The sequence below is a fragment of the Micromonospora sp. CPCC 206171 genome (assembly GCF_036906755.1).
Classification (GTDB): domain Bacteria; phylum Actinomycetota; class Actinomycetes; order Mycobacteriales; family Micromonosporaceae; genus Micromonospora; species Micromonospora purpureochromogenes.
Genome location: NZ_JBAKHT010000015.1, coordinates 1 through 19,338, shown reverse-complemented (window position 1 = coordinate 19,338; position 19,338 = coordinate 1). Strand labels below are relative to the sequence as shown.

General features: G+C 73.1%; 16 protein-coding genes. 7 read left to right on the top strand and 9 right to left on the bottom strand.

All coding sequences use genetic code 11. The annotated features are described in order from the left end of the window. Position 1 precedes the first annotated feature (1 nt). A complete protein-coding gene (locus tag V6U89_RS18120) occupies positions 2 to 1,636 on the bottom strand; it encodes an FAD-dependent monooxygenase (protein WP_334572413.1) in 1,635 nt (544 codons plus the stop codon). Between V6U89_RS18120 and V6U89_RS18115 the strand changes: the two genes are divergently transcribed. The 6 genes from V6U89_RS18115 to V6U89_RS18090 all read left to right on the top strand — a co-directional run bounded on the left by V6U89_RS18115 (position 1,601) and on the right by V6U89_RS18090 (position 9,782). Then, the gene (locus tag V6U89_RS18115; protein ID WP_334572412.1) at positions 1,601 to 2,959 is read left to right on the top strand and encodes an MFS transporter; all 1,359 of its coding nucleotides are present in this window, start codon (positions 1,601 to 1,603) and stop codon (positions 2,957 to 2,959) included. The two genes, V6U89_RS18120 and V6U89_RS18115, sit on opposite strands and share 36 nt — an antisense overlap. A gap of 248 nt (positions 2,960 to 3,207) precedes the next feature. Beyond that, a complete protein-coding gene (gene lanKC, locus V6U89_RS18110; protein WP_334572411.1) occupies positions 3,208 to 5,898 on the top strand; it encodes a class III lanthionine synthetase LanKC in 2,691 nt (896 codons plus the stop codon). A gap of 71 nt (positions 5,899 to 5,969) precedes the next feature. Then, positions 5,970 to 6,089 (top strand): SapB/AmfS family lanthipeptide, encoded by a 120-nt coding sequence (locus V6U89_RS18105; protein WP_088647629.1) that lies wholly within the window; start codon positions 5,970 to 5,972, stop codon positions 6,087 to 6,089. 71 nt (positions 6,090 to 6,160) lie between these two features. Next, positions 6,161 to 6,280 (top strand): SapB/AmfS family lanthipeptide, encoded by a 120-nt coding sequence (locus V6U89_RS18100; RefSeq protein WP_091302793.1) that lies wholly within the window; start codon positions 6,161 to 6,163, stop codon positions 6,278 to 6,280. A 65-nt stretch (positions 6,281 to 6,345) separates the two neighbouring features. Beyond that, on the top strand, positions 6,346 to 8,013 hold the full coding sequence (locus V6U89_RS18095; RefSeq protein ID WP_334572410.1) for an ABC transporter ATP-binding protein: 1,668 nt from the start codon (positions 6,346 to 6,348) through the stop codon (positions 8,011 to 8,013). Further along, positions 8,010 to 9,782 carry an ABC transporter ATP-binding protein gene (locus V6U89_RS18090; RefSeq protein ID WP_334572409.1) on the top strand — a complete coding sequence of 591 codons (1,773 nt, stop codon included), beginning with the start codon at positions 8,010 to 8,012 and terminating at the stop codon, positions 9,780 to 9,782. The genes V6U89_RS18095 and V6U89_RS18090 overlap by 4 nt, the downstream gene beginning before the upstream one ends. Here V6U89_RS18090 and V6U89_RS18085 read toward each other — a convergent pair. The 4 genes from V6U89_RS18085 to V6U89_RS18070 all read right to left on the bottom strand — a co-directional run bounded on the left by V6U89_RS18085 (position 9,712) and on the right by V6U89_RS18070 (position 13,577). Further along, the gene (locus V6U89_RS18085) at positions 9,712 to 10,341 is read right to left on the bottom strand and encodes a response regulator transcription factor (protein WP_334572407.1); all 630 of its coding nucleotides are present in this window, start codon (positions 10,339 to 10,341) and stop codon (positions 9,712 to 9,714) included. The two genes, V6U89_RS18090 and V6U89_RS18085, sit on opposite strands and share 71 nt — an antisense overlap. 96 nt (positions 10,342 to 10,437) lie before the next feature. Then, on the bottom strand, positions 10,438 to 11,106 hold the full coding sequence (locus tag V6U89_RS18080; protein WP_334572406.1) for a response regulator transcription factor: 669 nt from the start codon (positions 11,104 to 11,106) through the stop codon (positions 10,438 to 10,440). Between the two features lie 90 nt (positions 11,107 to 11,196). Beyond that, the gene (locus tag V6U89_RS18075) at positions 11,197 to 11,604 is read right to left on the bottom strand and encodes a DUF2267 domain-containing protein (protein ID WP_334572405.1); all 408 of its coding nucleotides are present in this window, start codon (positions 11,602 to 11,604) and stop codon (positions 11,197 to 11,199) included. Positions 11,605 to 11,717: 113 nt separating this feature from the next. Beyond that, positions 11,718 to 13,577: a transketolase gene (locus V6U89_RS18070; RefSeq protein ID WP_334572564.1), complete on the bottom strand. Its 1,860-nt coding sequence runs from the start codon at positions 13,575 to 13,577 to the stop codon at positions 11,718 to 11,720. Between the two features lie 280 nt (positions 13,578 to 13,857). Between V6U89_RS18070 and V6U89_RS18065 the strand changes: the two genes are divergently transcribed. After that, positions 13,858 to 14,262: a DUF2267 domain-containing protein gene (locus tag V6U89_RS18065; protein ID WP_334572403.1), complete on the top strand. Its 405-nt coding sequence runs from the start codon at positions 13,858 to 13,860 to the stop codon at positions 14,260 to 14,262. Between the two features lie 47 nt (positions 14,263 to 14,309). Here the strand turns inward: V6U89_RS18065 and V6U89_RS18060 are convergent, their stop codons facing one another. The 4 genes from V6U89_RS18060 to V6U89_RS18045 all read right to left on the bottom strand — a co-directional run bounded on the left by V6U89_RS18060 (position 14,310) and on the right by V6U89_RS18045 (position 19,012). Then, positions 14,310 to 15,344 (bottom strand): extracellular catalytic domain type 2 short-chain-length polyhydroxyalkanoate depolymerase, encoded by a 1,035-nt coding sequence (locus V6U89_RS18060; RefSeq protein ID WP_334572402.1) that lies wholly within the window; start codon positions 15,342 to 15,344, stop codon positions 14,310 to 14,312. Positions 15,345 to 15,531: 187 nt separating this feature from the next. Then, a complete protein-coding gene (locus V6U89_RS18055) occupies positions 15,532 to 16,305 on the bottom strand; it encodes an alpha/beta fold hydrolase (RefSeq protein ID WP_334572401.1) in 774 nt (257 codons plus the stop codon). A 151-nt stretch (positions 16,306 to 16,456) separates the two neighbouring features. Continuing rightward, entirely contained in the window at positions 16,457 to 17,596 is a 1,140-nt protein-coding gene (locus V6U89_RS18050) for a low temperature requirement protein A (RefSeq protein ID WP_334572399.1), read from the bottom strand. Between the two features lie 246 nt (positions 17,597 to 17,842). Next, positions 17,843 to 19,012 (bottom strand): ISAs1 family transposase, encoded by a 1,170-nt coding sequence (locus tag V6U89_RS18045; protein ID WP_334572398.1) that lies wholly within the window; start codon positions 19,010 to 19,012, stop codon positions 17,843 to 17,845. Positions 19,013 to 19,338: the final 326 nt, after the last annotated feature.

The window sequence follows — 19,338 nt, the reverse complement described above, 5'->3', positions numbered from 1 at the left end:
GTCACGAGGGAAGCCAGCGGTCCAGGTAGGCCGTCAACCCCGTCAGGTCCGTGCCGCCGGACCGGTAGCCGACGTGGCCGTCGGGGCGGACCAGATACAGGCCGCTGGCACCGGGGGCGAGGCCGAGTCGGCGCAGCGCGCGGGCGGCGGGGATCGATCCCCCCGTGCTGTCGGTTTCGGTCAGCCGGTGCACGGTGAGCCGGCCGGGGTACCGCTGCGCCAGCCCGACCGAAACGCCCGCCGGCCAGGCGGCCGGAGGGCCGCAGAGCAGCAGGTGCCACCCGGGCGCCGCCGTCAGCCGGTGGAGCGTGCCACCGTCGGGGCCGGAAACCGGCGCGTCGGGCAACCGGTCCCCGGCCCGGGGGCCCTTGCGCGGCGGGCGAGGACCGTCGGTCGACAGCGGGCTCCGCCGGTAGCCGATGGCCAGCTGCGACACCGTGCGGAAGGCGGTGGCCCGCACGAACCGGGGGGCGAGCAGCGCGGGGATCAGCGCGGGGGCGAGGCGGCCGCGGACGAAGCGGACGACCGGGTTGGTGGAGGTGGCCGCGGTGAAGGCCCGGTCGGTGAAGCGCAGCACCATCCGGCCGACCGGCGCCCGCTCGGCGTGGTAGGTGTCCAGCAGGCGGGGATCGACGCCGCCGCGCAGTGCGTGGGCGAGTTTCCAACCGAGGTTGACCGCGTCCTGGATGCCGGTGTTCATGCCCTGCGCGCCGGCCGGGCTGTGGATGTGCGCCGCGTCGCCGGCCAGGAACACCCGCCCGGCGCGGTAGCGGGTGGCGGCGCGGTGGTGCAACCGGAAGTTGGTCATCCAGACCGGCTCGTGCAGCCGCACCGTCGCGCCGGTGTAGGTGTCGGCGAGCGCCTGCACCTCGTCCAGGGTGACCGGCGACTCGGGCGGCGGCGCGTCGGCGGCTGGACGCATCACCAGCAGCCGCCAGCTGGCCGGGTGCCGCAGCGGAAAGAGGAACAGCGTCCCCCGTCCGGACACGAACGCGTGCGCCGCGTCGCCGGCGACGCCGTCCGCCTCCAGGTCGGCCAGGACGAACGTCTGCGGGTACGCGCCGCCCTCGAATCCGATCCCGGCGAGGTGGCGCACGGTGCTGTGCGCGCCGTCGCAGCCCACCACGTACCGTGCCGACACCGGTTCCTCGCGGCCGTCGGCGTGCCGCAGTGTCGCCGCCACGCCGTCCCCGGTCTGGTTCATCCCCACCAGCTCGACGCCCCGCTCGACGCCGAGTCCCGCCGCCGCCAGGTGCTCGCCCAGGATGCGCTCGGTCTCCGCCTGGGACAGGAACAGCAGATGGGGGTACGCCGTGTCCGCCAGGCCCAGGTCGAACAGCGGCACCGCCCGCACCCCGCCGTGGGCGTGCAGGCACAGCCGGACTGCGGGGTTGCCGCCGGCCAGCAGCTCGTCCGTCACCCCTGAGCCGGCGAGCACCTCCAGGGTGCGCGGTTGGATCGCCAACGCCCGCGACTCGTGGGCCCGGTCGACCGCGCGGTCGACCAGGCGGACCGGTACCCCGAAGGCCGCCAGCTGCGCCGCCATGGCGAGCCCGGTGGGCCCCGCCCCGACCACGAGCACGTCGACGGCGGCCGCGGGATGACGACCCGTCGGCGGCTGACCATCACTGCCCACGCCTTGCTCCGATCTCGGGCGCATAGGGCGCCGGTCGGGAACATCACTTCACAGAATAAAAACTTGCAGGCTCACGTGGAGGTGCTGCTGGCCAGCCGGGTCGTGCAGGGCATCGGCGCCGGCGGTATGACCGCGCTGGCCACGATCGTCATGGCGGCGATGATCCCGCCGCGCGAGCTGGGCCGCTACGCCGGCATCTTCGGCGCGGTCTTCGGTGTCGGCACCATCGCCGGGCCGCTGATCGGCGGCCTGCTCGTCGACACGTCGTGGCTGGGCTGGCGGTGGTGCTTCCTGATCGGGGTGCCGTTCACCATCCTGTCCATCGTCCTGCTGCAGCGCACCCTGCACCTGCCGGTCGTCCGCCGCACGGTGAAGATCGACTGGCTGGGCGCGGTGCTGATCACCACGGGCGTCTCCACGCTGCTGATCTGGTCGTCGCTGGCGGGCAACAAGTTCGCCTGGGCCTCGGGCTGGACGGCCGCGATGGTCACCGGCGGCGTGGTCCTGCTGGCGCTGGCGGTGCTCGTCGAGTCGCGGGCGGCGGAGCCGATCGTCCCGCTGGACATCTTCCGCAACCGCACGGTCTCGCTGGCCACCGTCGCCAGTGTGCTGGTCGGCGTCGCGATGTTCGGCGGCACCGTCTTCCTGTCCCAGTATTTCCAGATCTCGCTGGGCAAGTCCCCGACCGTCGCGGGCCTGATGAGCCTCCCGATGATCTTCGGTCTGCTCGTCTCGTCGACGATCGCCGGCCAGCTCATCACCAAGTTCGGCCGGTGGAAGGCCTACCTGGTGGCCGGCGCCGCGGTGATGACCGTCGGGATGCTGCTCCTGGGCACCATCGACGCCCGCACCAGCGTGGTCGTCCTGTCGATCTACATGGCCGTGCTGGGCATCGGCGTCGGCATGCTCATGCAGAACCTCGTGCTCGCCGCGCAGAACGACGTGCCGGCCCACGAGCTCGGCGCGGCCACCTCCGTGCTGACCTTCTTCCGCAGCATGGGCGGGGCCATCGGGGTCAGCGCGCTCGGTGCCGTCCTGGCCAACCGGGTGACCTCGCTGATGACCGAGAAGCTCGGCCCGGCCGCGGCGACCGGCGGCGGCTCCGCGGAGGTGCCCGACCTGTCCACCCTGCCCGAGCCGGTGCTGCGCATCGTGCAGGACGTGTACGGCATCGCCACCGCCGACCTGTTCCTGGTCGGCGCGCCGATCGCGGCGCTCGCGCTGGTCGTCGTGCTGTTCATCAAGGAGAAGCCGCTGCACACCCTCAGCGGCGACGAGCGACGCGCTCAGAAGGAGGCGGCCGCGCAGGTGCCGGTGCACTGAGCTTGTAGGACGGTGACGGGGGCGGGCCGGTCGGCCCGCCCCCGATCCGTGTCCGGCGCCGGTCCCGCCGCCCACCGGTGCCGCCGCGCCCCCGCACTGGTCACGCGGTATTCGCGAGTTCAAACTCCGCCGTTGTCACGACTTCGGGGTGGGAAACTCACCGCCGATCGATGACTCATCGCACTTCGCACGCCTCTCGGCCGTCCGCAGGATGGACCTCAACCGATCAGGCGGTGGAGGCAGGCGACATGGATGAACGGTACGACTCGTACTGCGCGGTCGATCCGCTCTTCTACGACTCGTTGGCCAGCGCGAGCACGGTGGTCGCCGGCTACGCGACGGACCGCCCGGTGCCGGACGGATGGGAGTGCGAGGTCAAGGACGACTGGCTGATCCACGGCCGGATCGACGGCTCGCTTCCCCAGCAGGGTTGGAAGATCCACGTGTCGGCCCGGCTGGACAACGCCGAACGGGTGCTGACCCGGGTGATGGACTACTGCCAGCCGCGCGGCATCCCGTTCAAGCACCTGCGCGGGCCGCGGATGCTGCTCATGCGCAACAGCAAGTACGCCCGCCGTGCCGCCAGCGGCAAGTTCATCACGGTCTACCCGCGCGACGACGCCGAGCTGGAGCTGACCGCCAAGGAACTCGCGGTGCTGCTCGACGGCGAGCAGGGGCCGTACATCCTCAGCGACCTGCGCTACGGCGACGGGCCGGTCCACCTGCGCTACGGCGGCTTCGCCGCCCGGTACTGCCTGTCCCCCGAAGGGCAGGTGGTGCCGGCGATCGAGGACGCGAGCGGCACCCTGGTGCCGGACCGCCGTGACCCGGTCTTCCACCTGCCGGAGTGGGTCACCCTGCCCGACTTCCTCGCCCCGCACCTGGCCGCGCGCAACGCGGCGAGCACCACCGAGCTGCCGTACCGGATCGAGAAGGTGATCCATTTCTCCAACGGCGGCGGCCTGTACGAGGCCCGGGACACCCGCACCGGGGACCGGGTGGTGTTGAAGGAAGCCCGGCCGTACGCGGGACTGGACGCCACCGGCGCGGACGCGATGACCCGGCTGCGGCGGGAGGCCGAGGTGCTGCGGCAGCTCGCGGACGTGCCGCACCTGGTACGGGTGCACGACGAGTTCAGCTTCGGCGGGCACGAGTTCCTGGCCCTGGCGTTCGTCGAGGGCCGCCCGCTCAACCAGCTGGTGGTGGAGCGCTACCCGCTGGTCCACCTCGACGCCGACCGGGCCGCGTACACCCGCTGGGCGTTGGACGTGCACCGGCAGGTGACCGAGGCGGTGGACGCCATCCACGCCCACGGGATCGTCTACGGCGACCTGCACATGTTCAACATCCTGGTCGGCGACGACGGGACCGCCACGCTGGTCGACTTCGAGGTCGCCGCGCCCGCGAAGGAGGCGGGCCGGCCGGCGCTGCGCAACCAGGCCTTCGCCGCCCCGCGCGACCGCACCGGGTTCGACGTCGACCGGTACGCCCTGGCCTGCCTGCGGCTGGCGCTCTTCCTGCCGCTGACGGCGATGCTGCGGCTCGCTCCGGAGAAGGCGGCGCACCTGGCCGACGTGGTGGCCGAGAACTTCCCCGTCCCCCGCGACCTGCTCGACGAGACCGTCGCCGTGATCGTCGGCGACCGGGTCGAGGCACCCGACGGCCACGCCGGGACGCCGGACGAGCAGGCCGGGGTGGCGGCGGGCACCAGCGGCGCGGTCCGGATCGACCCGGACGACTGGCCGGGACTGCGCGACCGCCTCGCCGCCGCGATCGCCGCCAGCGCCACCCCGCACCGCGACGACCGGCTCTTCCCCGGCGACATCCGGCAGTTCACGGGCAGCGACGGCGGGCTGAACCTCGCCCACGGCGCGGCCGGGGTGCTGTGGGCGTTGCAGGCGAGCGGCGCGCCCACCGCGCCGGAGCACGAGCGGTGGCTGATCGACCGGGTACGCGAACCCGCCTCCGGCAGCCGGCTCGGCTTCTACGACGGGCTGCACGGCATCACGTACGTGCTGGATCGGCTGGGGCACCGCGACGAGGCGCTGCGGCTGCTGGACCTCTGCCTGGACCAGCCGTGGACGGACCTGGGCAACGACCTGATGGGCGGCCTCTCGGGCGTCGCGCTGAACCTGACCCACTTCGCCGGCCTCACCGGCGAGCGGCGGTACGCCGACGCCGCCCGACAGGCGGTCGACCTGGTCGTCGAGCGGCTCGGCGACGTCGACTCGGTCGCCGAGGTCAGCGGCGGCCGGCACCCGTACGCGGGGCTGACCCGGGGCGGGGCCGGGGTGGCGCTGATGCTGCTGCGCCGGTACGAGCTCGACCACGACCCGGTGCTGCTCGACCACGCCGCCACCGCGCTCCGCCAGGACCTGCGCCGGTGCGTGCAGCGCGACGCCGGCCACCTGGAGGTCAACGAGGGCTGGCGGACCATGCCGTACCTCGCCGAGGGCAGCGTCGGCATCGGACTGGTGCTCGACCAGTACCTGCGGCACCGCCCGGATGAGCGGTTCGAGACCGCGGCGGCGGCGATCGGCCGCTGCGCCGACTTCCCGTTCTACGCCCAGTCCGGCCTCTTCGCCGGCCGGGCGGGGATCGTCACCTACCTGGCCGGGCGGGGTGAGTACGACGCGGCGCGGCAGCAGGCCCGACTGCTGAGCTGGCACGCCCTGCCGTACCGGGGGCTGACCGCCTTCCCCGGTGACCAGCTGCTGCGGCTCTCCATGGACCTGGCCACCGGCACCGCCGGCGTGCTCACCGCCCTCGCGGCGACCCGACCGGCGGCGACCCGGCTGCCGTTCCTGACGCCGCTGCCGGACGCGAAGCCGCCGTCGGAGGCGAGGCCGCTGCCGGACGCGAACCCGCCGTCCGAGGCGGGGCCGGGGCCGGACCTGAGGCCCATGCCGGCCGCGACGCCGGCGGGCTCGGCCGGTTGACCGGCCACCGAAGCTCCCCGGGTCACCCCGGGGCCGACCGACCCGACTCATGTGGAAGGAGGTGCAACGACATGGCTCTGCTCGACCTCCAGGGAATGGAACTGCCGGCCGCCGAGCGCACCGGTGGCGGCAGCCGCGCCAGCCTGCTGCTCTGCGGCGACAGCTCGCTGAGCGTCACGACCTGCAACTGAGGTGTCGGTCGTCGACCCGACGACCACCCGACCCAGCCCAGATCCGCACCACGAGAGAAAGAGGAACCGACATGGCTCTGCTCGACCTCCAGGGAATGGAACTGCCGGCCGCCGAGCGCACCGGTGGCGGCAGCCAGGCCAGCCTGCTGCTCTGCGGTGACAGCTCGCTGAGCGTCACCACCTGCCACTGACGACCAGTTCGCCTGGCCCCGGGCCGGTTCACGCCGGTCCGGGGCCGCGGCGTGAAAGAGGTGCGATGACCCCGGCCGACCGGCTCCTGCTGCGTACCGTCGGGTCCGCCGGCTGGTGGACCCCGGTGCTGGCCGTGGTCGCCGTGGTCGGCGTGGCGGCCGAGCTGGCGCTGCCCGCGATCCTGGGCCGCGCCGTCGACACCGCCGTCGGTACGGCGCCGGGCGCCTCGTCGGGCCACTGGCTCGCCGCGGTGGTCGGGCTGATCGCCGTGCTGGTCGCCACCGACGCGGTACGGGACTACGGCACGGGTGCGGCAACCGCCCGTTCGGTCGCCGGTCTGCGGCACACGCTGGCCCGGCACATCTTCGCCCTCGATCCGCGGATCGCCGCCCGCCGTCCGGTGGGCGACCTGGTGGGCCGGCTGGTGGGCCAGGTGGCCGACGCCGGCCAGGCCGCCCCGACCGTTGTGCTGGCCGGCACGGTGCTGCTGCCGCCTTTGGGCAGCCTGGTGGCCCTCACCCTGATCGACCCGTGGCTCGGCCTCACCTTCGTGGTGGGGCTGCTGCTGCTCGGCGTGCTGCTGCGCAGCTTCGTCGCCGACGCCTCGGCCGCCGTCGCCGGCTACCAGCAGGCCCAGGGGGAACTCGCCGGCCGGATGGTGGAGGCCCTCGCCGGGGCGCGGACCATCGCCGCCGCCGGCACCGCCGACCGGGAGGTGGCGCGGGTGCTGACGCCGGTCGCGGCGCTGCGCGCGCACGGCGCGCGGACCTGGACCGTGCTGGCCACCGCGGCGACCCGCGGCGCGGTGGTCAACCCGCTGCTGCAACTGGCCGTCGTCGCCGTCGGCGGGCTGTCGCTGGCCGCCGGGCGGATGACCCCCGGCGAGTTGCTGGCCGCCCTCCAGTACGCGGCGCTCGGCGCCGGTCTGGGCACCGTGGTCGGCGCCCTGAACAAGGCGGTCCGGGTACGGGCCGGCTGCCGGCGCGCGGCCGACGTGCTCGGTGAACCGGTCCGCCGGTACGGCACCCGGGCGCTGCCCCCCGGGCCGGGCGAGCTGGAGCTGCGGGAGGTGAGCGTGCGGGGCGACGACGGCCGGCTGCTGCTCGACCGGGTCGACCTGCGGGTCCCCGGCGGGACGCTGCTCGTCGTCGTCGGGGCGTCCGGGGCGGGCAAGTCGCTGCTCGCCGCCGTCGCCGGACGGCTGCGGGACCCGGACTCCGGCGAGGTACGCCTGGACGGCGTGCCGCTGCCCGAGCTGGCCCCGGCGGCGCTGCACGCGGCGGTGGGCTACGGGTTCGAGCGGCCGGTGCTGGTCGGTGACACGGTCGACGAGGCGGTCGGGTGCGGCGCCGACCCGGTGCCGGTGAGCAGGGCGGCGGCCATCCACGAGTTCGTCGAGCGACTGCCCGACCGCTGGCGCACGCCGCTGGCCGAGGTCGCCATGTCGGGCGGGGAACGGCAGCGGCTCGGGCTGGCCCGAGCGCTGCGCGCCGGACGCCTGCTGGTCCTCGACGACGCGACGTCCAGCCTGGACACCGTCACCGAGTACCGGGTGACCCGGACGCTCACCGGGCCGGGCGACCGGCGTACCCGGATCGTGGTCAGCCACCGGGTCGGCATGGCCGCGCGGGCGGACCTGGTGGCCTGGGTGGACGGTGGGCGTCTCCGCGCGATCGGCCCGCACCGGGTGCTGTGGGACGACCCCGACTACCGGGCGGTGTTCCGGGCGTGAGCGCGGTCGGCGAGGTGACCCGGGCCGCGCTGCGGGCGCGCCGGGCGGAGCTCTGGCGGTTGGCGGGCTGGTCGGTGGCCGAGGCGTTACCGGCGGGGCTGGCCGGGCTGCTCACCGCGCAGGCCGTCGACGACGGCTTCCTGGCCGGCCGCCCGGTGACCGGGCTGCTCTGGCTGGGTCTGCTCGCCGCCGCCGTGCTCGTCGGCGCGGTGGGCACCAACCGGGCGTACGCGCTGCTCGGCGCCGTGGTGGAGCCGTTCCGCGACGACCTGCTGCGCCGGGTGGTCACCGGCGCGCTGGCCGGCGCGACGGGCGGTCGCGGCGACGACGCGACGGTGGCCCGGCTGACCCACCAGGTGGAGATGGTCCGGGACACCTACGCCGGCCTGTTGATGGTGGTGCGCGGCTTCCTGTTCGCCGCCGGCGCCGCCGTCGTCGGCCTGTTCTCCCTGGCCGCGCCGGTCGCGTTGCTGGTGACGGTGCCGGTGCTGGCCGGCCTGGGGCTGTTCGCGGCGGCCCTGCCGGCGATGATCGCCCGGCAGCGGCAGTACGTGCTGGCCGACGAACGGCTGGGCCGGGTCGCGGTCACCGCCGTGGCCGGTCATCGCGACGTCACGGTCAGCGGCGCGCGGGACCGGATCACCCGCTGGGTCGGCGGGTACGTCGACGACCAGGCGCGGGTGGAGCGACGGCTGGCCACCATGGCCGCGACCCGGGGGTTGACCCTGGCCGTGGGCGGGTGGGTGCCGGTGCCGGTGGTGCTCCTGGCCACCCCGTGGCTGGTTCGGCAGGGCCTCGGGCCGGGCGCGGTGCTCGGCGCCCTGGTCTACGTCGTGCGTGGCGTGCAACCCGCCCTGCACACCCTGGTCCAGGGCGTGGCCGCCGGGGGGCTGCGCTTCGCCGTCACCCTCGACCGGCTGCTGCGCGCGGACGTCCCGGTGCGCGCCCCGGCGCCGGCCACCGCCCGGGTCCCCCGGCAGACCGCGCCGGCGCTGTCCCTGCGCGGGGTGACCTTCCGGTACGGCCCGCACGCCGACCCGGTGCTCGACGGACTCGACCTCGACGTGCCGGCCGGGGACCACCTGGTGATCGTGGGCGCGAGCGGGATCGGCAAGTCCACCCTGGCCGCGCTGATGGCCGGGGTGCTGTCGCCGCAGGCCGGCACGGTGCGCGTCGGCGGGGTGCCGGTGGCCGGCGCCACGCCGGCGGAGCTGGCCGGCCGGCGCGTCCTGATCCCGCAGGAGGCGTACGTCTTCACCGGCACCGTGCGGGAGAACCTGGCGTACCTCCGGCCCGACCTGCCGGATGCCGGGATCACCCGGGCGGCGACCCGGCTGGGGCTGACCGGGTTGCTGGACCGGCTCGGCGGCTACGACGCGACGCTGCGCCCGGCGGACCTCTCCGCCGGGGAACGTCAGCAGCTGGCCCTGCTGCGGGCCTGGCTCTCCCCCGCGCCCCTGATGATCCTCGACGAGGCGACCTGCCACCTGGACCCGGCGACCGAGGCGCGGCTGGAGGAGGCCTTCGCCGACCGGCCCGGCACGCTGGTGGTCATCGCGCACCGGGTCAGCTCGGCGCGGCGCGCCCGCCGGGTGCTGCTGCTCGACGGGCGGGCCGCGCTGCTCGACAGCCACCGGGGCCTGCTGGACCGCTCCGCCGCGTACCGGGAACTGGTCGGCTATGGGGAGGCGGACCTGCTCAGATCCAGCCCGACTCCCGGGCGATCCGCACCGCTTCCAGCCGGGTACGCGCCCCGGTCTTCGCCATGATCCGCGACAGGTGGTTGCGGACCGTCCCGGCCGACAGGACCAGGCGCTCGGCGATGTCCCGCACCGGATGACCCTCGGCCACCACGTCGAGCACCTCCCGCTCGCGCGGGGTCAGCGGGCTGCCGGCGACCTCCAGCGCCGCGACCACCAGGTCGGGATCGAGCACGACCTGACCGTCGGCGAGCTGCCGGACGCCCTCGACGATCCGCCCGGGAGCCACGTCGTGGCTGAGGAAGCCGATCCGTCGACAGTGTTCGGCGACCACCGGACCGAGCCGGGCGGCGCGGCGCTGCTGGACCAGGACCAGCAGCCGCCCGTCCGGGCGGCCGGCCGGCCCGGCGGACGCCAGGTCGCAGAGCTGGTCCACCGTGACCAGGTCGCCGTCCACAACGGCGACGTCGGGACGCTCGGCCCGCAGGGCGGACCGGAGCTCGTCCGGCGTGTCCGCCTCGCCGACGACGTCGATGTCGTCCTCGGCGGCGAGCAGCTGGGCGAGCGCGCCCCGGACCAGTGCGCCCTTCAGCGCGAGCAGGGTGCGGACCATGAGACTCCCCGTCATCAACCCCCGTTGCTGACGTGCCGTGCGTGGACGATGACGCACGGTCAGGAACCCTATTGAAATCGGCTCCGGCGCGACACCCCGGTCCGCGTGTCGTCAGATCCAGCCGGCGTCCTGGGCGCGCTGGATCGCGTCCCACCGGCTCCGCCCGCCCGTCTTGCGCAACAGGGTCGACACGTGGTTCCGGACGGTGCCCGGGGCCAGGTGGAGCCGGGCGGCAATCTCCTTCGTGCGCAGTCCCCGGGCGGCGGCGGCAGCGACCTCCCGTTCCCGCTCGCTGAGCGGGTTCACCGCCGCGTCGAGCGCGGCCAGCGCGGTCAACGGATCGATCATCAGCTGCCCGGCAGCGATCGCGCGGAGCTGGTCGATCAGCTCGTCCGGCGGCACGTCCTTGGCGATGACCCCGCGCACCCGGGCACCGAGCGCCCGGCGCAGCACCCGCGCGGTGCGCCGGGCGGTCAGCACGACCACGGCACATTCCGGCAACCTGGCGTGCAGGCGCCGGGTCAGGGCCGAGGCGTCCCGCACCGCGTCGAGGTCGACCAGGGCCAGGTCGGGCCGCCCGGCGGCGACCGCCTCCGCGACGCCGTCCGCCGGGTCGCACTCCCCCGCCAGCTCGAAACCGGGCGTGCCGGCCAGGACCGCGGCCACGGCGGTACGCAGCAGTCCCGGCTCCCCGACCACCACGACCCGGACCGTGGCCCGCTCGTCGACGTCCGCCGGCCGGGCCGGCCTGGGCGCTGTCTCGTCCAGTACGTCGTCCACCGGGTCACTGTGCCCCCGGGGCCGCCCGCCCATGCGTCCTTGACGGATCGCGGCGGACCGACGTTCGCCCGGGTGATGCGGAACCGGCGCCTACGTGCCGATCCGGCGTGGTTCGAGCCGGGTGGCGGCGGGGCCGGTGAGCTGCCAGAACTCCTTTGGCAGTTGGGCCACGAAGTCCCCGTACTCCTTCTCGCTGACCGCCGCACGCAGCGTGTCCAGCACCGCGCGCGCACCGTCGGTCGCCGCCTGAAGATCCACCGCAGCCCGGGCCTGGATCCGCTCGAAGAATTCGGCGAGCCCGAAGGGTACGGAACCTTCGTCGGCTGCGGTCATGTGGACCCGCAGCTCCTCGGGGAGCTGCGCGGCGAGGTCCCGGGCCTGGCCGCCGCTGATCCGTTCCGCCAACGCCTCCAGCGTGGCACGGGTGACAGGCTCGGCCTGCGACGGCAACACCCCAGGTCGCGACGCCACCGCCTGGATGAACTCCGCGTGGTTCACCTCGGACCCCCTCTCGCACCGGACCGTGCGGGTACCCACGAGCGGATGGCTGAAACGGCTCGGCCCCGCGCGGAGCCGCACCGCATCAGCGCCGCATCGTGGGCCGGAAGCCGTCAGACCGAGGCGCGCGCCGCCGCGACGATGGCGCTGACCCCGATCCCCGCCTGGTCCATCAGCTCGGTCGGCGTCCCGGAGGTGGGCAGCCCGCGTACCGCCAGGTGGGTCAGCCGGATCGGCTCGCCGAGGTCGGCCAGCGATTCGAGGACGGCCGAGCCCAGGCCACCCTCGGGGTAGTGGTCCTCGACGACCACCAGCCGGCCGCCGGTGTCCCGGACGGCGGCGAGCAACCGCTCCCGGTCCAGCGGCTTGACCGAGTAGAGGTCGATGACCCGGGCGTTGATCCCGGCGGAGGCCAGCTCGTCGGCGGCGGCCAGGCAGTTGTGCACGGTCACCCCGGCCCCGATCAGCGCGACCCGGTCGTCGTCGCCGCCGCGCAGCAGCTTGCTGCCGCCCACCGGGAAGGGTTCGTCGTTGTCGTAGAGCACGGGGTGCGCGCCTCGGGTGGTGCGCAGGTAGTTGACGCCCTTGCGGTCGACCATCTGGGCGACGAGAGCGGCGCAGGAGACGGCGTCGCTGGGATAGAGCACCGTGGACCCCTGGACGGCGCGCATGGCGGCCAGGTCCTCTAGCCCCATCTGGGAGGGACCGTCCGCCCCGATCTCCACGCCCGCGTGGGACCCGGACAGGGCGATGTCGGCCCGCGAGACGCCGGCCATCCGGATGAAGTCGTAGGCGCGGGAGAGGAAGGCCGCGAACGTCGAGGCGAAGGGGCGGTACCCGCGCACCTGCAGCCCGACCGCCGCGGCGACCATCTGCTGCTCGGAGATGAACATCTCGAAGTAGCGGTCGGGGTAGGCGTCGGTGAACCGGTCGGCCCGGGTGGAGTCGCTCACCTCACCGTCGAGGACGACCACGTTCGGCCGGACGCCCACCGCGCGCAGCGCGTCCCCGTACGCGTTGCGGGTGGCGACCTTCGCGCCCCGGTCGTAGCGCGGCAACTCAAGCGGCGCAGCGGCGGGGGCGCCGGTGGGCGGGGCGGGCTCGGGCTTGGGTGCGGTGACGCGGATCTGGCGTACCCCGCCGAGGGCGGCGACGGCCCGCTCGGCGAGATCGGGCTTCAGCGGCTTGCCGTGCCAGTCCACCTTGTTCTCGATCTCGGGTACGCCCTTGCCCTTGACGGTGCGGGCGAGCACGACGGTGGGACCGGTCGCCTGCCGGGCCCGGCCGAAGGCGTCGTCGATCGCGGCCAGGTCGTGACCGTCGACGACGATCGCCTGGCAGCCGAACGCCTCGACCCGCCGCCGGTAGGTGTCCAGATCCCACTCCAGCTCGGTCGGCCCCCGCTGCCCCAACCGGTTCACGTCGACCAGCACGGTGAGGTTGCGCAGCCCGTAGTGGCCGGCCTTGTCCAGCGCCTCCCACACGGAGCCCTCGGCCGTCTCGCTGTCGCCGCAGAGCACCCAGACGTGGTACGGCAGCTGATCGAGGTACCGGCCGGCCAGCGCGATACCGACGCCGACCGGCAGTCCCTGACCGAGCGAACCGGTGGCGACGTCGACCCAGGGCAACGCCGGGGTGGGATGCCCCTGCAGACGCGACCCGAACCGGCGGTAGGTGTCGACCAGCTCCTGGTCGCTGATCGCACCCACCGCCTTGAAGACCGCGTACAGCAGCGGCGAGGCGTGGCCCTTGGAGAAGATCAGGTGGTCGTTGGCGCGATTGCCCGGCTCCGCCCAGTCGTAGCGCACGTGCCGGGAGATCAGCACCGCCAGCAGGTCGGCGGCGGAGAGGCTGGACGTGGGATGCCCGGACGCGGCCCTGGTGCTGCACCGGATCGAGTCCACCCGCAGCTGGGCGGCGAGCTCAGCCAGCTGGGTGAGCTGCTCCTCGCCGAGCGTGCGCTCCGCTTCCATCGTCACCGGTGTCGCCTCCAGCGGTCGGCTCCTTCGGCCAGCCCTCGACGCCGGGCCGTCCGGCCCCACCGACCGACCGGGCCGCTCGCCGCTGACCGGCTCCGCACCCACGGTAGCCAGGAAACCGGGTCGCCATCCGGTAACCACCGATTTGCCGACCTCGGGAAGCTCACCCGCCCACCGGGCGGCGGAGCCGCTGGGGCTGTCCACGCGCGCACCGCCGTTTGCCGTGGTGGTGCACGGGTAGATGCCGCCATCGGCCTAGAGGAAGGCTCCGACCGTGGACAGCAACGACTTCATCGGCATGGTGGCGAAGCGCGCGAACACGTCGTCGGCGCGAGCGACCGCTCTCACCCAGGCCACGCTGCGGACCTTGGCGGAGCGGATAGACGGGGGCGAGGCCCGTGACCTCGCCACCCAGCTTCCCGAGGAGCTGAAGGCGTACGCGTTCGCCTCCAGCGAGACCGGCGAGCGGTTCGGCCTCGACGTCTTCGTGCAACGGGTCAGTGGACGCGCCGAGGTGGAGCCGGCGCTGGCCGAGATCGGCATGCGGGCGGTGTTCGACACCCTCCGCGAGACCATCCCGCCCGGCGACTACGACGACGTCGTCTCCCAGCTCCCGGCGGAACTCGGGCAGGTCGCCGACCCGGTGGCGCCCTTCGACGGGCGGCGTGCCCGCGGTTAGGTGTGCCGTCCAGACCGCACCCGCGGCACCGTCGCCGGCGCGGCGGCTCAGCCGTCCAGTCGGCGGACCATGTTCATGATGGTCTCCACCTGCGCGCCGCCCTTGATCGGGTAGTTGGTCGCGCCGAGGTAGCCCCACCAGTCCCAACAGCCGTTCGGGTTGCTGGCACTGGTGCTCGCCTGCGGGTAGAGCACGATCAGGTTGTTGGTGTCGGCGTACTGGTTCAGGTTGGCCCGGTCCACGAAGACGGTGCCGACCTTGCCGTACCCCTGGAGACAGCCGTGCAGGGCGACCAGCAGCCGACACGACTGCCCGGCCGCGCACGACGACGGCACGTAGGCGAAGCCGTTGTCGTCCATGCTCAGGCCGGGTGCCCAGCCGTTGACCGCGTGGGTGTTCTGGCTGAACCGGATGAGGGTGCCGCCGAGCGGGCCGGTGTTCGGCGCGGAGACGCTGCCCAGCAGCTTGCGCAGCAGGCTGTTCTGCGGGTCGGTCCCACAGTTGTTGAGGAACGGCGACGCGGTCGCGGTGCACCCCACCGGCCCGTACGGCGAGACCCAGGCATGCCCGGCCGACGAGGCGCTGTCGTACTGCACGCTGGCGCCGAAGTGCTGGTAGTAGCGGACCAGGTCGTCGGTGACCGACTTCTTCACGGTGGTGTCGTTGGTGCCGTGGAAGACGTACACGGGATCGCCGGAGAGGTTGCTCACCGGATCGACCCAGCCGTAGGAGGCCCAGGTCCGGGTGTACGTCTGGAGGGCGGACAGGTTGGTCGGGTACTGGTTGTCGCCACAGCCGTAGATCGCCTGGGAGACGTTGTTCTGCGCGCAGTAGTACGGCCCGGCGGCGAAGATCGCCGCGCCCCGGATCCGGGACGAGTAGGCGACGTGCAGCTGGGTGGCCATGTAGCCACCGGAGGAGACGCCGGTAACGTAGACGCCGGAGACGTTGTAGGCCGGCAGCGACCCGGCGACCGGGGCCTTGGTGGACGGGGTGGCGGCCTGGGCGGGGACGGCGGTGGTCAGGACCAGCAGCAGGACTGCGGCGAGGACGGTGGTGGTGGCCTTCAGCGGTGTCTTCAAGACGCTCTCCTCGTCCGGGAGCGCCGGCGGTGGTGTCGGCGTGCGCAGACGCTAACGTGACATAGACCTCACTGGATATGAGCGGGGCCGACATGTCGGGCGGTGCCCAGGTGTGGCCCGCACCTGTCTTCGGGCCGCCGATGCCGGATGCCGTCCGTCGGCACAGTGGCGCCGGGCCAGTGATCCGTCAGCGCAGGAACGCGGCCAGGGTCTGCCCGAACGACTCCGGGTCGTCGAGCCAGGGGTAGTGTCCGGCGCCCGGCTGGACGGCCAGTTCGGCCCGCGGGAAGAGGCCGGCGTACTCGGCGGCGCATTTCGGGGGGAGCCTCACGTCGTACTCGCCGGTGAGCAGGAGGACCGGCGCCTCGAGGCGGGTCAGGGCGGACCGGGTGGCAACCGGGTCGGGCCCGCCGGCGGCGTAGTACCCGGCCGCCGCGTCCGGGTTCCTGCCCGCCTCCTCCCGGGCCAGGTGGGCCTGCCGGGCGGCATCCCAGCGTCCGTGCATGAACGGGGTGATCGCGGCCCAGTCCTCGGCGGTGGGCGCACCCGACCAGATCCGTTCGAAGGCGGCGTTGGCCTCCGGGAACCAGGGCTCCCCGCGGCGCAGCTCGGCGACCTCACGGCGATCCAGGTCGGTGATGTCCAGATCGACCGGCCGGGGGCTCGGGTTGACCAGCGCGAGCCGGGCCACCCGGTCCGGGTGCCGGGCGGCGTACAGCACCGCGAGGCTGCCGCCGGCCGAGTGCCCGAGCAGGTCGATCCGGTCCAGGCCCAGGTGCACGCGCAGCGCTTCGACATCGTCGACCAGCCGGTCGTACCGGTAGGTCGCCGGGTCCGCCGGCACCGCCGACTCCCCGGTGCCCCGCAGGTCGAGGCGGACCAGCGAGCTGTGCGCGGACAGTCCACCCAGGTCACCGAGGTACGCCGAGGCCAGCATCGGACCGCCGGGCAGACAGATCACCGGATCGCCCGCGCCGACCCGGTGGTACGCCAGCCGGGTGCCGTCAGCAGTGTCGAATCAGGGCCCCGGCAAAGTCGTGCCGGCGGACAGCCGGCGGCCGGCCGGGATTCTGTGTGGATCGGACCGGGGGGGGGTAGCTGCCCGCGACCTGTCACGATGGTGCGCCGGGTGGCGACGGTGGTTCGGCTGGATGTGCTCGAGCGCGAGTGGCGTCGGAGATGGCGACCCCGGCGAGGACTGCGGTGGCGGCGAGGGCGACCAGCAGCGGCGGCAGGAGGAGCATCGCCGGTGTCAGGGCGGCCAGCACGACCAGGCCGATCGGCCGATCCCGGGATACGCGGGCGAAGACCGCGTACTCGAAGCCGGCACGCCCGGCGAGGAAGAGTGCGGGTCCGCCGAGGATGACGGCGATCCAGGCCGGTTGCGTATGTCCGAACGGGTGGGTGATGACGAGTTCGTCGCCGACGGCGGTGACCACGATGCCGGCCACCATGACCAGGTGGGCGTATGACGTCGATCCGGCAAGGCGGGCCGGCTCGGGGGCCGTTTTGATGGCTGCGGCCGCCAGTTCCCCGGCGCGGTAGATGTAGATCCGCCACAGCAGCACGGTGGTGGCGATCGTCACGAGGAACGCAGCGGTCCGGTCGGGCGTGAAGGCGGTGCCGCGAAGCGCCAGTCCGGTGACCAGGATCAACTCGCCGAGCGCGATGATGTAGAACTGCCGGTAGCGCTCGGACAGGTGTTCGCCCATGGTCGGCAAATCCGACGGGGGTGTGCGGCCGATCCCCGGCGCGGGGTAGTAAAGCGCGTATGCGGCGTAGTCCAGCGCCACCGCGAGTGTCCACAGCGCCACACGCGCCGTCCCATGCGAGAGCGCCCCGGCGATCCACGGCACCGCGGCCACGCCGTACCAGAACAGTATCCGCCCGGAGGTGCGCCGCGGTGCGTGGCCCCGCAGGGCGATCACAAGGAAGATGTTGGTGCCGATGAATATTGCGACGAATACCCCTGCGAAGACCAGGCCTTGCCTGCCGAACGCGTCGGGCAACGCGATCGCGATCACCAGGGTGGCCACCAAAGTCGCGATGACCAGCAGCTGTATCGCCAGTTGTTGCGGGTCGAACCTGTCGGTTATCCACGCCGTGTTGAACCAGACCCGCCACACTGTCAGCAGCAGCAACAGCGTCTGGAAGGCGCCGCTCCAGGTAAGATCCTGGATCAGCGCGTACGAGAGTTGGGTGAGCGCGAAGACAAACGCCAGGTCGTAGAACAGTTCCAGGAACGTTGCCATCTGCGGATCCTCAGGCATGCGCAGCAGCTCGCCCGCCCTGCTGGTCGTCATCGGCTCGCCCGTTCTGTCGGCTTCGTGGCAGCGTTTGAAGCAGTCGTACCACGCTGCCGCCCCTCCCGATGCCGACAAGACGATGCTCAGGGTTCTCGCAACGAGTGACGAGCTAACGCGGCGTGGCGGGTGGGCCAAGCAGTTTGGGTGAGTCTGAATCGAGAGTCATGCCCGCTCAGGGCCCCGGTAAAGTCGTCAGATGATGCCGAGTAGGGCCAGGGGCCGGGTGCTGTCGCGGGCGTGATGTCGGTTGGCGGCGGCGATGTTGGCGATTCCGGCGGTGCGGAGGGCGCCGATGGCGGCGTTGCGCAGGGCGGCCATGACCTCGGGCCCGGTTCCGGTGCGAATCTGGCAGCGGTCTTCGTCGTAGGTGACGTCCCGCACCCAGTGGATCTTGTTTTCGATGGACCAGTGGTCGCGAATCCACGTGGCCAGTTGCGCCGGTTTCGCTTGGTGCACGCGCAGGTCGGTGATGGCGTAGACGGTCTCGGTGGTGAAGCGTTTCGGCTGGTCCAGGCGACGTCTCCGGCGGCGGATCCGCAGTGCTTGGGCGGCGTGTGGGAAGTCGATGCCGGTGGAGAGGGTCAGGACCTTCAAGGTGCGGATCTCGCGGCGGCCGTGCCCGCGGTCGGTGTCGCGGGTGGCGACCGGGACGGCCCGCCAGGGCAGGCCAGCGAGCTGGCTGTGCAGGCTCGGCTGGTTGCCCTTGACGGTCAGGATCCAGTGCGCGCCGCGTTCGGCGAGGTAGTCGATGTGCTCACGCTGGCAGTGCAGCGCGTCGGCGGTGATCACGGTGTCGCGCAGGTCGCCGATCTGGTCGAGCAGCGGCTGGAACCGGGTTATCTCATTGGTCTTGCTGTCGACGTCGGTACTGGCCAGGATCACGCCGACGGCCTGATCGCAGGCGGCCATCACATGCCGGGCCGCGGCGCCGGTGGTGCGCGAGCCGCGCAGGGTTTTGCCGTCGACCGCGATCGCTCGCTGGGACGTCGACGTGCCGGCAGCAGCCCGGCGGGTAAGCCAGACGCTGACCGCCGCGGTCAGTAGCTGCGGGTCTATGGCCTGCAACAGCCGACGGATCATCGCCTCGGACGGGCGTCGGTCCGGGGCCATGCCCAGCGCGAGCGCGGTCGCCGCCGGCACGTCGGCGATCCACTCTGCGATCGCGGTGTACGACCGGTTGCCGGCCACCACCGCACACACCGCAGCGCTCACCACGACCGTCAGCCCGTGCCCGACACCTCGCCGGGCCCGAGGGTCAGGCAGATCGGCCAGCGCTGCGAGCAGTCCGCCAGCGGCTTCGGACACGGCCAGTGCCGGTGCACGCGACACCGACGAGATCAGCGATGATAGCAGGGCGGGCATGACTCACTTCGGCGATCAACACTGCGTAGGAACCTTGATGATCTTCTGAATGGGTCATGCCCGTCTTGCTGCCATCAACAACGGCGCTTCTGCTCCAGTCCACCTCAAGTCGGACACCGCCACGACTTTGCCGGGGCCCTGAGTGTCGAATGTGGCCATGCGGAGATCATATCCGCGGGCGCTCCGGTCCAATAGCGACAGATTCCGGGGGTGGATATACCAATCAGGGCCACCCCTTGAAAGGGGTGGCCCTGATCGAATGGTTGTCCGGCGGTGTCCTACTCTCCCACACCCTCCCGAGTGCAGTACCATCGGCGCTGGAGGGC